The 13,000-nt window shown below is 64.9% G+C and carries 17 protein-coding genes; 9 read left to right on the forward strand and 8 right to left on the reverse strand.

The window, feature by feature from the left end; all coding sequences use genetic code 11:
* Positions 1 to 133: 133 nt before the first annotated feature.
* Entirely contained in the window at positions 134 to 478 is a 345-nt protein-coding gene (locus tag VH564_RS07135) for a YggT family protein (RefSeq protein ID WP_423339402.1), read from the reverse strand.
* 107 nt (positions 479 to 585) lie between these two features.
* Here VH564_RS07135 and VH564_RS07140 point away from each other — a divergent pair, with 107 nt between their 5' ends.
* A complete protein-coding gene (locus tag VH564_RS07140) occupies positions 586 to 1,842 on the forward strand; it encodes an MFS transporter (protein WP_423339109.1) in 1,257 nt (418 codons plus the stop codon).
* A gap of 24 nt (positions 1,843 to 1,866) precedes the next feature.
* Here VH564_RS07140 and VH564_RS07145 read toward each other — a convergent pair whose 3' ends face one another.
* From VH564_RS07145 to hemC, 6 genes are read right to left on the reverse strand one after another with little or no spacing between them, the layout of a single operon-like run.
* Entirely contained in the window at positions 1,867 to 2,601 is a 735-nt protein-coding gene (locus tag VH564_RS07145) for a glutamine amidotransferase (protein WP_423339110.1), read from the reverse strand.
* The gene (locus tag VH564_RS07150; RefSeq protein WP_423339111.1) at positions 2,591 to 3,076 is read right to left on the reverse strand and encodes a TerB family tellurite resistance protein; all 486 of its coding nucleotides are present in this window, start codon (positions 3,074 to 3,076) and stop codon (positions 2,591 to 2,593) included. The genes VH564_RS07145 and VH564_RS07150 overlap by 11 nt, the downstream gene beginning before the upstream one ends.
* Positions 3,077 to 3,088: 12 nt before the next feature.
* Positions 3,089 to 4,798, reverse strand: a complete 1,710-nt coding sequence (locus VH564_RS07155; RefSeq protein WP_423339112.1) for a heme biosynthesis HemY N-terminal domain-containing protein — start codon at positions 4,796 to 4,798, stop codon at positions 3,089 to 3,091.
* A gap of 10 nt (positions 4,799 to 4,808) precedes the next feature.
* A complete protein-coding gene (locus tag VH564_RS07160) occupies positions 4,809 to 6,038 on the reverse strand; it encodes a COG4223 family protein (protein WP_423339113.1) in 1,230 nt (409 codons plus the stop codon).
* Between the two features lie 60 nt (positions 6,039 to 6,098).
* Positions 6,099 to 6,845 carry a uroporphyrinogen-III synthase gene (locus tag VH564_RS07165; RefSeq protein WP_423339114.1) on the reverse strand — a complete coding sequence of 249 codons (747 nt, stop codon included), beginning with the start codon at positions 6,843 to 6,845 and terminating at the stop codon, positions 6,099 to 6,101.
* Between the two features lie 3 nt (positions 6,846 to 6,848).
* Positions 6,849 to 7,778 (reverse strand): hydroxymethylbilane synthase, encoded by a 930-nt coding sequence (hemC, locus tag VH564_RS07170; protein ID WP_423339115.1) that lies wholly within the window; start codon positions 7,776 to 7,778, stop codon positions 6,849 to 6,851.
* Between the two features lie 74 nt (positions 7,779 to 7,852).
* On the opposite strand from hemC, the gene tsaD reads away from it, so the two are divergent.
* From tsaD to VH564_RS07195, 5 genes are read left to right on the forward strand one after another with little or no spacing between them, the layout of a single operon-like run.
* Positions 7,853 to 8,950: a tRNA (adenosine(37)-N6)-threonylcarbamoyltransferase complex transferase subunit TsaD gene (gene tsaD / locus VH564_RS07175; RefSeq protein WP_423339116.1), complete on the forward strand. Its 1,098-nt coding sequence runs from the start codon at positions 7,853 to 7,855 to the stop codon at positions 8,948 to 8,950.
* Complete coding sequence (locus VH564_RS07180; RefSeq protein ID WP_423339117.1) at positions 8,947 to 9,936, forward strand: NAD(P)H-dependent glycerol-3-phosphate dehydrogenase; 990 nt, start codon at positions 8,947 to 8,949, stop codon at positions 9,934 to 9,936. The genes tsaD and VH564_RS07180 overlap by 4 nt, the downstream gene beginning before the upstream one ends.
* A 26-nt stretch (positions 9,937 to 9,962) precedes the next feature.
* Entirely contained in the window at positions 9,963 to 10,256 is a 294-nt protein-coding gene (locus VH564_RS07185) for a YciI-like protein (RefSeq protein WP_423339118.1), read from the forward strand.
* A 2-nt stretch (positions 10,257 to 10,258) separates the two neighbouring features.
* On the forward strand, positions 10,259 to 10,690 hold the full coding sequence (locus VH564_RS07190; RefSeq protein WP_423339119.1) for an EVE domain-containing protein: 432 nt from the start codon (positions 10,259 to 10,261) through the stop codon (positions 10,688 to 10,690).
* A gap of 7 nt (positions 10,691 to 10,697) precedes the next feature.
* Positions 10,698 to 11,348, forward strand: a complete 651-nt coding sequence (locus tag VH564_RS07195) for a class I SAM-dependent methyltransferase (protein WP_423339403.1) — start codon at positions 10,698 to 10,700, stop codon at positions 11,346 to 11,348.
* A 2-nt stretch (positions 11,349 to 11,350) separates the two neighbouring features.
* Here the strand turns inward: VH564_RS07195 and VH564_RS07200 are convergent, their stop codons facing one another.
* Positions 11,351 to 11,620, reverse strand: coding sequence for a hypothetical protein (locus tag VH564_RS07200; RefSeq protein WP_423339120.1), 270 nt, complete (start codon positions 11,618 to 11,620; stop codon positions 11,351 to 11,353).
* Positions 11,621 to 11,635: 15 nt separating this feature from the next.
* Here VH564_RS07200 and VH564_RS07205 point away from each other — a divergent pair, with 15 nt between their 5' ends.
* The 3 genes from VH564_RS07205 to sdhD all read left to right on the forward strand — a co-directional run bounded on the left by VH564_RS07205 (position 11,636) and on the right by sdhD (position 12,993).
* Positions 11,636 to 12,109 carry a hypothetical protein gene (locus VH564_RS07205; RefSeq protein ID WP_423339121.1) on the forward strand — a complete coding sequence of 158 codons (474 nt, stop codon included), beginning with the start codon at positions 11,636 to 11,638 and terminating at the stop codon, positions 12,107 to 12,109.
* Positions 12,110 to 12,205: 96 nt separating this feature from the next.
* Entirely contained in the window at positions 12,206 to 12,601 is a 396-nt protein-coding gene (gene sdhC / locus VH564_RS07210) for a succinate dehydrogenase, cytochrome b556 subunit (RefSeq protein WP_423339122.1), read from the forward strand.
* An 11-nt stretch (positions 12,602 to 12,612) separates the two neighbouring features.
* Complete coding sequence (gene sdhD / locus VH564_RS07215; protein ID WP_423339123.1) at positions 12,613 to 12,993, forward strand: succinate dehydrogenase, hydrophobic membrane anchor protein; 381 nt, start codon at positions 12,613 to 12,615, stop codon at positions 12,991 to 12,993.
* The last annotated feature ends 7 nt before the right edge of the window (positions 12,994 to 13,000 follow it).

Here is a 13,000-nt window from a genome sequence, read left to right on the forward strand (position 1 = left end):
ATCCCGTGCGCCCAAGTCGTTGGGCGCGGGAGGCTTCTCGAGTGGCTGCGCGGTCATCTCTCAGGATGCAAAGTTCAGTGGCGGCGCCCGATGGCGAGCGCTTCCATGGGAACAGCGGAAGCAGCCTCGCTGTTTACATGGTCAGCTGGAGAAGGGCTGGGTAGACGGTGTTGTGCAGGACGGCCTGGATGAAGAAGATGATGAGCAGGACGACGATCGGCGAGATGTCGATGCCGCCGAGGTTCGGCAGGACGCGGCGGAGCGGGTTGAGCACCGGCTCGGTGACGTTGTAGAGGAAGCGGCCGACCGAGTTGACGAACTGGTTGCTCGAATTGATCACGTTGAAGGCATACAGCCACGAGAAAATGGCGCTGGCGATCAGGACATAGACGTAGAGCTGTAAGATAATATCGATGACTTGAAAGAGCGCCAGAAGTATCCCGGACATGTAAGTCTCCATTTCGCTGGTGACAGACATGTAGACATTGGCGAAGGCACGAGCAAGTGCTATGCCCGCCGCCATGCTGAATCATGTTTAACGGCAGCGGGCATGCCGCGCCCCGGGCCTGAAACCGAAAGCCACAGATGTCGCTTCTAACCTCCACGGATCGCTTTGCCGCCTTCCGCCACGTCTCCTATACGCGTTTCTTCTTCGCTCGCTTCCTTGTCTCCTTCGCCGCGCAGATCATCAGCGTCTCGGTCGGCTGGCAGATGTACGATCAGACGGGCAGCGCCATCTATTTAGGCCTGATCGGTCTCGTGCAGTTCCTGCCATCCCTCGTGCTGACGCTGGTCACCGGTTCGGTGGCCGATCGCTATAGCCGCCGCCATATCGTGGCGATCTGCACGCTGGTCGGCGCGCTCTGCGCCGTGGCGCTCTGGGTAATGACCGCGACCGGCTCCTTCGCGCCGCTGCCGGTGTTTCTCATCCTCACCGTCATGGGCATCGAGCGAGCCTTCCTCGGGCCGGCGACCCAGTCGCTGGCGCCGAACCTGGTGCCGCCGGAGGATCTCTCCAACGCCGTCGCCTGGAACTCGTCTTCGTGGCAGACGGCTGCCATCGTCGGCCCGGTCGCCGGCGGACTTCTCTATGGCGTGGGACCAAGCCTGGCCTATGCCGTCGCGGCGATCTTCTCCATCCTTGGGGCCATCCTCATCCAGATGATCGCCAAGCCGGCCCAGCACAGCACCGGTATGGCGACCAACTGGAACACGATCCTTGCCGGCTATCGCTTCATCTGGTCGGAGAAGGTGGTGCTGGGCGCGATCTCGCTCGACCTGTTTGCCGTGCTGCTGGGCGGTGCCGTCGCGCTGATGCCGATCTTCGCCCGCGATATCCTGACGCTCGGGCCCTGGGGCCTCGGGTTGCTGCGGGCAGCCCCCGGCGTCGGCGCCATCGCCACGGCGGTGCTGCTTGCCACCTATCCGCTGCGCCATCGCGCCGGCATCTACATGTTTGCCGGCGTCGCCATGTTCGGCGTGGGCACGCTGCTGTTCGGCCTGTCTGAGACGCCGTGGCTGTCGATCGTCGCCCTCATGATCATGGGTGCCTCCGACATGATCTCGGTCTATGTGCGCGAGACGCTGATCGCGCTGTGGACGCCGGATCATGTGCGCGGCCGGGTGAATGCCGTCAACATGGTGTTCGTCGGCGCGTCCAACGAGCTCGGCGAATTCCGCGCTGGGACGATGGCATCGCTGTTCGGGGCGGTGCCCGCCGTGGTCATCGGCGGCGTCGGCACGCTGGCGGTGGCGATCATCTGGGCAATAGGCTTTCCCCAGCTGCGCAAGATCGACACGCTGGATGCGCCGGAACCTGAAGGCGCTGCCAAGCCCGTCTGAAGGTGTCGGGCCCGTCTGATTGTGTCAGGCTGCCAGCGCGCGCTGCTTGGCAAAGACGATATCGAGGAAGTGCGACAGCCATAGCTTGAGGGCATCGTCGAACAGCATGCGGCCGTCGAGGTGCTCGCGCCCCTGTTGGGCGTTGGGCAGGACGAAGCGATGGGCGCCGTGCACGACCCAGCGGTGCATCATGGCGCGGGTGAGCTCGGCGTGGAACTGCAGGCCCCAGGCATTATCGCCATAACGGAAGGCCTGGTTCGGATAGGTTTCGCCCGTCGCCAGCAGCTCCGCCCCATGAGGCAGATCGAAGCCTTCGCGGTGAAAGTGGTAGACCATCTGCGGCCAGGCGCTCAGCAAACGGCGGCCGCTGTCTGTCGGATGCAGCGGATACCAGCCGATCTCGGCCTTCTCGTCGGCCCGCGCCTGGACGTTGCCGCCGAGATGGCGGACCAGCATCTGGGCGCCGAGGCAGATGCCGAGGAAGGGGCGGTTTTCCTTCAGCGGCACGTTGAGCCAGCCAATTTCCGAGCGCACGAAGGGATCCGGATCGTTGGCGCTCATCGGGCCGCCGAAGACCACCGCGCCGCCATGGTCGACAAGCGTCGCTGGCAGGGGATCGCCGAGCACCGGGCGGCGGATATCGAGATCGAAGCCCTTCTGCAGCAGCATCTGTCCGACCCGGCCAGGGCTGGAGCTCTCCTGGTGCAGGACGATCAGGATCGGCCGGCGGTGGTTGCTGTCAGCGGCGTCAATCCGCATCGTCTGCCTCGATCACCAGGCCGGGAACGCGCGCGGCTGCCTCCTGCCGCTTCATGATACGCTCGCGGCCGGAGACGCCGAGCAGCTCGGCGATGCGCCAGATGGCGTCGTCCTCCATCTCGCTGCGCTCGCCATCGGCATAGACGATGTCCCAGAGAATGCCGATCAGCTCGATCCGCTGATCGCCGTCGAGATGGCGCTTGAGATCGGAGGTGAAGCGGAAATAGTCCACGGCCTCGTTCTCCGCCTCGGTGCCGGCGGCGATCAACGCGTCGAGTTCGCGGCCGTCGAGGCCGTATTGGTCCTTGAGCAGCCGGCGCAGCGCCTTCTTCTCGCTCGCCTCCACCGTGCCGTCGGCTTCCATCACCTGGATGCAGAGGGCTGCGACGGAGATCCGCGGATCGTCGGGGGCAAGGCCCGTCTTTGGGTGCTCGGTGGTCAGGCTTTGAAAGAATTCCTGGAAACGTTCAAACATGCGGTCTCGTTCTCAAAAGAGCTTCAGCCGGGTCTTGGGCTCCGGGTCGGCGGGGGTCTTGCGAACGCCCGGATCGTCCGGCGCGCCGCCGAAGAAGGGGCGCGGCTCGGGCGGTCTCGGGCTTTCGGGTTTGGTCACCGTCACCAGCGCCGTCGACGGCTTGGCGGGGGCGGCTTTGGCTGGCAAAGGCTTTGCCGGTGCGGGCTGGGTCGAGGCAGGCTGAGCCACCGCGGGTTTGACAGGTGTCGCTGGCGTCGACACAGTTTGGGCCGGAACAGGACGCGCCGCAACGGGCTTGGCGACGGCTGATGCATCCCTGGCAGATTGAGCGGGAGCGGCAGGCGCAGGGGGGCGGAAGTCGGAGAGCGGTGGCAGGCTGCGCAGAGCTGTCTCGAAGGAGGCGAGCGAGCCTTCCTCGACGGGGCCGTCGATCTGGCTGAATGGCGATTTCCATTCGAAGGCGTCAAGTTTGCCTGTCACCGGCGAGATCGGCAGCCATTTGTCGGAGATGACGCCGTCGGCCATCCAGGCGGGATCGCGGGGCGCCCGCAAGGCCTGGGCAAGCCAGTGGCGGGTGCGACCCTGATCACGGGTCTCGGCGTCCTCGATGTCGGCCAGGAGCATGAAGGCGCCCTCGCGTGGGCTCATGCGGGCGGCGGCTTCGGCCTTGCTGCGTGCCACGGCGAAATTGCCGGCGTCGAGCGCCGCCTGAGCGGAAATCAGCAGCGCCTCGACATTGTTTGGGCGCAGCGCTTCCAGCTTCTCGGCTCGCTTCAGGCGGTCCAGCACGCTGTCGCCGCTGCGGGCGCGGACATAGGCGCGGCCGATTTCCGGATGGGGCGAGACCTTCCAGGCATCCTCGAGCACGGAAGCGGCCTTGCGACCCTTGTCTTCGCGGAACAGGGCCTTGGCGGCGATCAGGGCTGCCGGCACCAGGTTGTCGGCGAGCTTCAAGGCGGCCAGCGCGTCCTCGCGGGCGCCAGCCGGGTTGGCATCGAGCCGGTCGGCGGCGCGGGCGGTGAGAAGCACGGCGCGCAGACGGTGGGCCTCGTCCTTGTCGATCACTCTGGCGATCTTCTGCTGGTCGAGCAGGCGGATGGCATCGTCCCAGCGGCCGGCGCGGCTGCGATATTCGAGCGTCGCCTGTGCGGCCCAGGGGAGGTAGGGTGCCTTGTCGGCGGCCTGTTCGGCATATTGCCGGGCTGCTTCGTCGGCACCGAGGCGCTTGGCCTCGAGATAGAGACCGCGCAGGCCCAGTTCCTGGGTTTCTGGATCCTTGGCCATCAGCTCGAATTTGGCGCGCGCTTCATCGTGATTGCCTTCGATGAGGGCTGCCTGCGCCTCCAGAAGATTGATCAGCGGTTCCTGGTCGGCGCTGATCAAGCCGCGCGTTCGGGCTGCCATCTTGCGGGCCAGGAGGGCGTTGCCGGCGCCGGCGGCGATAAGGCCGGTCGACAGCGCCTGGTAGCCCCGGTCGCGCTTGCGGGCACGGAAATAGCGGGTGACGGAATGGGGCGAGGTCCAGATCATCCTCACCAGCGACCAGAGCAGCATGACAGCCGCGATGATGGCGATCAGCAGGCTGGCCGCGACGATCAGCTTGGTCTGGTAGAGCTCTCCGCCCCACATCAGCGAGAGATCGCCGGGGCGATCGGCCAGCCAGGAGAAGCCATAGCCGAGGGCCAGAACGATAACTATGAAAACAAGCAGTCTGACGATCATTCTCTTACCCTCAGCTCTGCTTGCCGGCGCCGGCGATGGCCTTGGACAGGGTCTCGCCGACGAGATCCTCGACCTTTATTCTCGCTTCAATCGACTGCTTGAAGGCGGCGGACGCCGTCTTGGATGCTTCCGGCAGGCTGTTCCACTCAGTGACGGCGCCCGGCAGGTCGCCGTTGCGGATCTTGTCTTCGAAGCGGGCGGCAATGGCCTCGACCGTGGTGCCCTCGATATTGCCGACTGGGCGCACGGTGACCAGCGACTTGGCGCCGGCCATCAAGCGGTCGCTCCAGCCCTGGCTTTCATCCGTCTTCTTTGAAGCGCCGATGATGGCATTGGCGACATCGGGCACCTGCCGGATCAGCTCGGCCCGCGACGGCACGCCGGTGTCGGCAAAACTGCTGAGCGTGGCGACGGCGGGGTCGTTCGGCGAGACGCCGGCGAAGGTGTCGAGCTCAGGCCGGAAGGAGCCGCCACGGTCGATGGCGGCCTTGAGGCCGGCAGCCGCGATCGCCTGGGCAACGGCGACGTCCTTGCCCGGCTCGCTCAGCTTCTTCTCGGCATCGTCCAGCCGCTTGGTGATATCGGCGCCGGTGGCGGCCTGGGTTTGCGTCGTCTGCGTCACGTTTGCCTTCAGCTGGTCGACTTCGGCCGTCAGCTCGGAGATTTTCTGCGCGGAGGCGGCATCGGCCCCCGGCGCTGCGCCACCGGCAGAGGCGGTCTGCGGCTGGTTCTTGATGGCGGTCTCAAGGGCGGCCACGCGCGCCTGCAGTGCCTGATCCGGCTCGCCTGCCGGAGCCGCTGCGAGCTTGGCAACCGTCTGCTTCAGACCCTCGACATCGCTGCCCAGCGTCGCGACTTCCTGGCTGCTGTCCTTCGAGACGGAGGGCGTCGGCAGCAGGCCGGCATATTGCACCGCTCCGGCGCAGACGAGGGCAATCAGGCCTCCGACGATGCCCGATGCGATCAGCGCCGAGGTGCTGTGGCCTGATGGCGCTGCCGATGGCGATGAATGTTGCGGCGGGGAGGGTGGCTCCGTCGCCGCATGGGGAGCAGCGTCCTCCCGGATTTTCGCGGCAGCGTCGCCCGGTGTTTCCGGTTCTGCCTGCGGCGGTGTCTGGACGTTGTCCGTCGAGGGTTTGTCGACGGTGCTTTCGCGGCCGTGCGCAGCGTTGGCTTCCAGCTCGATCGTCACTGGTTCGTCGTCGGGCTTCGAATGATGCGGCGGATTCCCCGGGATCATGGCGTCCTCATTTCATGCAGTGCGAAGAAGGTAGACAGTGAAGCGGTTTAAGGAAAGGCCTCAGAGCAAATTAGCATTCCCGTCGGGATCGAGAAGGTCCATCAGGCGCTCTTCTTCCGGCACCGAGGCGACGGCGATCCCAGACCGCAACGGGTAGGGGACGATTGTGGCAATCGTCGCGCTCAGGCAGAGAAGCCGCGTGTTTTTCAGCCGATCCAGGTTTTTCCCGACATAGTCGAGACCGAAGAAGCGCTCGGCCCCGTGGCGAGAATAGAAGAGCATGGCGCCGACAGGCCGGTCGAGGAGGGCCTGGCGAAGCTGCACATCGGATGGGTCGACCGGCTCCATGCGGTAGCTTTCGACGATGTCGAAGGCGATACCCTGTGCCAAAAGCCCCGCTTCGAGCCCGGAGGCGCGGGGGGAGCCGGCGAGATAGGTGAGCGGCCGATCGCCGAGCAGGTGGCGCAGGCCGGCAATGTGATCGGCGAGTTCTGCGCCATCGCCGGTGGAGTGATGGACGGTAGAAAAGCCAGCAGCGCTGGCTTTCTCGGCGGTTGCCTTGCCTACCGCAAAAAGCGGGCGTCCGAGATGCGCAGACAGTGACCCGCCCAGCGCGCCGAGCGCGCGGATGGCTTCGGCGCTGGTGACGACGAGGGCACCGGTCGAGGCTGCGAGACCGGCACTCGTTGCCTGCAGATCGTGAACCGCTTTTGTCAGCGGCAGGAGCACTGGCTGATGGCCGCGCGCCTCAAGTTTCTTCGCGGTGCGCTCGCCCGATGCCTTGGGACGGGTGACGAGCACGCGCATCGCTCAGCTCCAGCTATCGAAGAAGGTAGCGCCCGCCTTGTCGCGGACCGTCTGGCCGGCGGCGATCCCGAGAGCCTCGGCATCCCGGCGGTGGCCCTCGACGGTGATGCTGTGCTCGAGGCGCCCGTCCGGCGTCAGTATCATGCCGAAAAAGCGGAGATGATCGCCATTGCAGGTGGCGTAGCCGGCGATCGGCGTGCGGCAGGAGCCGTCGAGGGTCGCGAGGAAACCGCGCTCGCAGGAGACCGCATCGAAAGTGGGGATGTCGTTGAGCGGCGCCAGCAGCGCCTCGGTGCGCCGGTCGCCGACGCGGCTTTCGATGGCGATCGCGCCCTGCGCCGGGGCGGGCGGAAAGGCGTCGGGATCGAGGATGTCGGTGAGGACCTCGACTTTGCCCAGCCGTTTCAGCCCGGCAACGGCGAGAAGCGTTGCGTCCGCCTGTCCTTCGTTCAATTTGCGCAGACGCGTGTCAACGGCGCCGCGAAACACGATGACATTGATATCCGGGCGCAGCCTGCGGATCAGCGCCTGGCGCCGCAGCGAGGCGGAGCCGACGGTGGCACCCTGCGGCAGATCCTGCAGTCTCGGTGCAGTCCGACCGATGACGGCATCGCGTATGTCTTCGCGCGGCAGGAAGGCGGAGAGGTACAGACCTTCCGGCAGCTTGGTTGCCATGTCCTTGGCGGAATGGACCGCAAAGTCGAGATCCTCGGTCATCAGCCGCAGTTCCAGTTCCTGGGTAAACAGGCCCTTGCCGCCGATTTCGGCCAGCGAGCGGTCGGTGATGCGGTCGCCCATCGTCGTCATGACGACCAGCTCGAACATTTCCGGCGGCAGGCCATGGGCGGCGATCAGCCGGTCCCGCGTCTCATGGGCCTGGGCCAGCGCCAGCGGGCTTCCGCGCGTGCCGATCCGGAAAGGTTTTGTTTGCATCCGTCATGATCCGTTGTTACCGACAGTTCTCGTAAACAGGTTTACCCACCACCGCAATCCGACGTTCAGGTTCCATGACGCCCTTCCTCCGCATTCTCGGCATCGAAACAAGCTGCGACGAGACCGCCGCCGCCGTTGTCGAGCGTCAGGCGGATGGCGCGTGCACGGTGCTGTCCGACGTCGTTCTCAGCCAGATGGAAGAACACAGCGCCTATGGCGGCGTGGTCCCCGAGATCGCCGCCCGTGCCCATGTCGAGGCGCTTGATACGCTTATCGAAGACGCTTTGAAACGCGCCAATGTGTCGCTTGCCGATGTCGATGCCATTGCCGCCACGTCGGGGCCGGGCCTGATCGGCGGATTGCTGGTAGGCCTGATGACGGCGAAAGCGATGGCCCGCGCCTCGGGCAAGCCGCTCTATGCCATCAACCATCTCGAAGGCCATGCGCTGACGGCGCGGCTGACCGACGATCTGTCTTTTCCCTACCTGATGCTGCTGGTCTCGGGTGGGCACACGCAGCTGATCCTGGTGCGTGGCGTCGGCGTCTACGAGCGCTGGGGCACGACCATCGACGACGCGCTCGGCGAAGCCTTCGACAAGACGGCCAAGCTGCTGGGCCTGCCCTATCCCGGAGGTCCCGCTGTGGAAAAGGCGGCCAAGACCGGCAATGCCGACCGCTTCGTCTTTCCGCGACCGCTGGTCGGCGAAGCGCGGCTCGACTTTTCGTTTTCCGGCCTGAAGACCGCCGTCCGGCAGGCAGCGATGGAGATCGCGCCGCTGTCCGATGAGGATATCGCCGATGTGTGCGCCTCCTTCCAGAAGGCGATCTCGCGGACGTTGAAGGATCGCATCGGGCGCGGGTTGCAGCGCTTCAAGTCCGAATTCCCGGCCTCATCCGAGCCTCCGGCCCTGGTCGTCGCCGGTGGCGTTGCCGCCAATCTCGAGATTCGCCGCACGCTGCAGACCCTCTGCGACGAGCAGCGCTTCCGCTTCATCGCACCGCCTCTCCACCTTTGTACCGACAATGCCGTGATGATCGCCTGGGCCGGGCTCGAGCGGATGGCGTTGGGTGAGCCCGCCGACGATCTCTCCGTCGAACCGCGCTCGCGCTGGCCGCTTGACGCCAATGCGACGGCGCTGGTCGGCCACGGCCGGCGGGGCGCCAAATCGTGAGCGGTCCCGAGCGCATCGCCGTTATCGGCGCCGGTGCCTTTGGTACAGCACTCGCTTCCGTTGTCGCGCAGACCGGGCGCAGTTCGGTGGTGCTGGTCGGCCGCGATGCGGCGCTGATGGCACGGATGGCAACGACCCGTCTGCATGAGACTGCGCTGCCCGGCATCGTGCTGCCCGACACGCTTGAATTTTCGGCAGAACCGGAGGCGCTTGCTGCCGCCGATATCGTGCTGTTCGCCATGCCATCGCAGGCGCAGGCCGAGGCCGCCCGACATTATGGTCCCCATCTCGCCAGGCACGCTGTTGTCGTCACCTGCGCCAAGGGGATCGATCGGGTGTCCGGTTCGTTGCTGACGGAGATGCTCGAGCGCGAATTGCCCGAACACGCCATCGCCGTGCTGTCCGGGCCCGGTTTCGCCGCCGATATCGCCAAGGGCCTGCCAACGGCCATGGCCATTGCGGCTGCCGACATGGCCATTGCCGAACGGCTGGCGCTGGCAATCTCGGGCCGGACCTTCCGGCTCTACGCCTCCGACGACCGGATCGGCGTGCAGCTGGGCGGCGCGCTGAAAAACGTGCTGGCGATTGCCTGCGGCATCGTCGAGGGCCGGGGGATCGGCGATTCGGCCCGGGCCGCGCTGATCAGCCGGGGGCTCGCGGAAATGTCGCGCTTCGTCGGCGCGCAGGGCGGGCAGGCGGAGACCGTCCGTGGTCTGTCCGGCCTTGGCGATCTCGTGCTCACGGCCACCAGCCACCAGTCGCGCAACCTGCGCTTCGGCATCGCGCTCGGCCGGGGAGAGCAGCATAAGCCGGCGCAGGGATCGTTGGTCGAGGGCGCCCTTGCGGCCTCCGTTGCTGCCCGGCTTGCCGCCGGTCTCGGCGTCAGCATGCCGATCACCGATGCCGTTGCCGCCATCATCGATGGCAGGCTCGACATTGCCGACGCCATCGAACAGCTGATGACGCGGCCGATCACTACCGAATAGATATGACGATCAAACAGGAGCAACCGATGCTTTTCGCTTTTCTCTGCAAGGACAAGCCCGACCATCTCCAGGTCCGCATGGACACCCGCCCGGCCCATGTCGAGCACCTGAACAAGCTCAATGCCGAGGGTACCTTGAAAATGGCCGGCCCCTTCCTCGGTCCGGACGAGAAGCCCTGCGGCAGTCTGGTGATCGTCGAGGCCGCCTCGCTGGCCGACGCGCAGGCGCTGGCCGATGCCGATCCCTATGCCAAGGCAGGCCTGTTCGAGAGCGTCGAGGTCAAGCCGTTCAACTGGGTGTTCAACAAGCCGGAGGCGTGATCATGGCCCACTGGCTGTTCAAGTCCGAGCCAAAGACCTGGGGCTGGCAAGCCCAGAAGGATGCGGGCGAAGCCGGCACCGAATGGACCGGCGTGCGCAACTATCTGGCGCGCAACCACATGCGGGCGATGAAGATCGGCGACAAAGGCTTTTTCTATCACTCGAACGAGGGGCTCGAGGTCGTCGGCATCGTCGAGGTCTGCGCGCTCTCGCATCCGGATTCCAGCGCCAAGGGCGATCCGAAGTGGGATTGCGTCGATATCCGCGCCGTCTGCGACATGCCGAAGCCGGTGACGCTGAAGGATGTCAAGGCAAGCGAGAAGCTCGCCAAGATGTCGCTGGTCACCTCGATGCGGCTTTCCGTGCAGCCTGTCACGGACGAGGAATATCTGGAGGTCTGCCGCATGGGTGGCCTCGACAATCCGCCGCGCTGAGCCCGGTGTGAAGACCGATCCGGAAACCTTCATCCGCGCCAACACCGATGTGATGGCGCCGCCGCACGTGCCGGAAATCCGGCTGCATCTGGCGACGGAAGCCCACGATCTCTGGCTGAAGACCGAGGAGGAGCTGGAGGAAATCGGCCTGCCGCCGCCGTTCTGGGCCTTTGCCTGGGCAGGCGGGCAGGGCCTCGCGCGCTTCGTGCTCGACAATCCGGACATCGTCGCCGGCAGGCGCGTGGTGGATTTTGCCAGCGGCTCCGGGCTGGTGGCGATTGCCGCAGCACAGGCCGGTGCCGCCTCTGTGCTGGCCGTCGACATCGATCCCTGGGCGGCCTGCGCGGTGCGGCTGAATGCAATGGAAAACGATGTCACGATCGGCTTTTCCGGCGGCGACCTCATCGGCCTGCCGGTCGACGCCGACATATTGCTGGCCGGCGACGTGTTCTACGATCGCGAACTCGCCAGCAAGCTGGTGCCGTGGTTTTCTGAACTGGCGAGCGGTGGGACTGTCGTGCTGGTCGGAGATCCCGGCCGCGCTTATCTCCCCAAGGACGGTCTGACATTCCAGGCGACCTATCAGGTGCCGGTGACGCGTGCGCTTGAGGACAGCGAAGTCAAGAAAACGACGGTCTGGCGGTTTCAGCCCGCCTGACCTCAGGGCCTGATGACGCAGACGCCGCCTTCATAGCTGCAGGCGCTGCCCGCCTTGGCGACGTCGATGATCTTCGCGCGCGGGCGCAGAACCAACACGCTCGGCCCATCATAACCACCGTCGCTGTAGCCGGTGACGTAGGTGCCGCCATTGGCGTGGTAGACATCGATCGAGCCGGAGTAGCTGCCGGCAAAGCTGTCACGGATCTCACCACGCTCCACGACTGAAATGCCGCTGCCACGCTGAGGGGGCAAGCGGTTCGAGGACAGCATGCGCAGATGCCGCACATGGCCCTGGCCAACCCATCCCTGATGGTCGAAGCCGTTGCCTACGCCGTGGAAGCGGCTCCTATGGTGCCAAGCGTGCCGACCTCCGGCGTCAAATGCGAAGGCGTTGACCCCGTGTATGAAATTGCCTGGACCGGGGCGATGACCTCCGCGATGGAATACGGCTCCATCCTGCCCGTGGTCGGCGGCTCCCACCGGCAGGGCAAGCGCGCTGCACAGGGCAATCCCGGCAAACAGCATTCCGATTCGCGAAAAACCGCCAGACATTCCGGCCTCCATGACACAATCGTTAACGAAACGTTAACGCAAGGTGCCGGAAATGGAGGGACAAGTCCACGCGAAGGGCTGGGAAACCCTGTCGAATGGTTAATTTGCAAGAGAGTCATACGGCGAAATCGGCGTGCGGATGGGGTCAATCGATTAAATTTTTCGATCACAGCAATTGTGCTTGTCGCCAGGCGTTCCGGTGATTAAACCACGCGTTTGATGCAACGCACATAGGACTTTGTCATTCGTGTGTTGCCCGGGATTGCCCGCATTGGAAGCGCATCGTAACGCCGCGAGGTCTTGATGGCGAACGTCACACATAATCGGCCTATATCGCCGCATCTTCAAATCTACAAACCCATTCCCACCATGATCATGTCGATCGTCCACCGCATCACCGGTGGTGCGCTCTACGTCGGCACCCTGCTGGTCGTCTGGTGGCTCGTCGCTGCTGCCTCCGGGCAGTTCTATTTCGACTGGGCCAACTGGTTTCTCGGCACGATCATCGGCCGGTTGATCCTTCTCGGCTATACCTGGGCCTTGCTGCACCACATGCTCGGCGGCTTTCGCCACTTCATGTGGGATCTCGGCTACGGCTTCGGCAAGGCGTTTTCCACTAAGCTGGCGATCGCCAATCTCATCGGCTCGCTCTGTCTCACCGTCATCGTCTGGGCCATCGGCCTGGCGATGCGTTTCTGAGGGCAATGTCCATGGATATGCGCACTCCGCTCAGCCGCGTTCGCGGTCTCGGCTCTGCCAAGGATGGTACCGAGCATTTCTGGCGCCAGCGGCTGACCGCCGTCGCCAACGTCCCCTTGTTCCTCTTCTTCGTCGTCTTCCTGATGATCTATGCCGGCGCCCCTTACGCCGTCGTCGTGCACGCGCTGTCGAACCCGTTTGTTGCCGTCATCTTCGCGCTGATGGTGATTTCGGGCGTCGTCCACATGCGCCTCGGCATGCAGGTGATCATCGAGGACTACGTCCATGGCGAAATCAGCAAGCTCGTCTTTCTGATGCTCAACACGTTCTTCTCGATCGTCGTTGCTGGGCTCTGTCTCTTCGCCATTCTGAAAATCGCGTTTGTAGGATAATTGCATC

Origin of the sequence: Rhizobium sp. HT1-10, from assembly GCF_049472505.1 — a bacterium.
Lineage (GTDB): Bacteria > Pseudomonadota > Alphaproteobacteria > Rhizobiales > Rhizobiaceae > Rhizobium.

Bases quoted from the DNA above. Each gene is read 5' to 3' on its own strand.
- VH564_RS07200 (WP_423339120.1), bottom strand. From the start codon at position 11,620: ATGCTGTCCTCGAACCGCTTGCCCCCTCAGCGTGGCAGCGGCATTTCA.
- VH564_RS07205 (WP_423339121.1), top strand. From the start codon at position 11,636: ATGGCCCTGGCCAACCCATCCCTGATGGTCGAAGCCGTTGCCTACGCC.
- hemC (WP_423339115.1), bottom strand. From the start codon at position 7,778: ATGCAAACAAAACCTTTCCGGATCGGCACGCGCGGAAGCCCGCTGGCG.
- VH564_RS07145 (WP_423339110.1), bottom strand. From the start codon at position 2,601: ATGCGGATTGACGCCGCTGACAGCAACCACCGCCGGCCGATCCTGATC.
- sdhC (WP_423339122.1), top strand. From the start codon at position 12,206: ATGGCGAACGTCACACATAATCGGCCTATATCGCCGCATCTTCAAATC.
- VH564_RS07155 (WP_423339112.1), bottom strand. From the start codon at position 4,798: ATGATCGTCAGACTGCTTGTTTTCATAGTTATCGTTCTGGCCCTCGGC.
- VH564_RS07140 (WP_423339109.1), top strand. From the start codon at position 586: ATGTCGCTTCTAACCTCCACGGATCGCTTTGCCGCCTTCCGCCACGTC.
- VH564_RS07190 (WP_423339119.1), top strand. From the start codon at position 10,259: ATGGCCCACTGGCTGTTCAAGTCCGAGCCAAAGACCTGGGGCTGGCAA.
- sdhD (WP_423339123.1), top strand. From the start codon at position 12,613: ATGGATATGCGCACTCCGCTCAGCCGCGTTCGCGGTCTCGGCTCTGCC.
- VH564_RS07165 (WP_423339114.1), bottom strand. From the start codon at position 6,845: ATGCGCGTGCTCGTCACCCGTCCCAAGGCATCGGGCGAGCGCACCGCG.
- VH564_RS07135 (WP_423339402.1), bottom strand. From the start codon at position 478: ATGTCTGTCACCAGCGAAATGGAGACTTACATGTCCGGGATACTTCTG.
- VH564_RS07185 (WP_423339118.1), top strand. From the start codon at position 9,963: ATGCTTTTCGCTTTTCTCTGCAAGGACAAGCCCGACCATCTCCAGGTC.
- tsaD (WP_423339116.1), top strand. From the start codon at position 7,853: ATGACGCCCTTCCTCCGCATTCTCGGCATCGAAACAAGCTGCGACGAG.
- VH564_RS07160 (WP_423339113.1), bottom strand. From the start codon at position 6,038: ATGATCCCGGGGAATCCGCCGCATCATTCGAAGCCCGACGACGAACCA.
- VH564_RS07150 (WP_423339111.1), bottom strand. From the start codon at position 3,076: ATGTTTGAACGTTTCCAGGAATTCTTTCAAAGCCTGACCACCGAGCAC.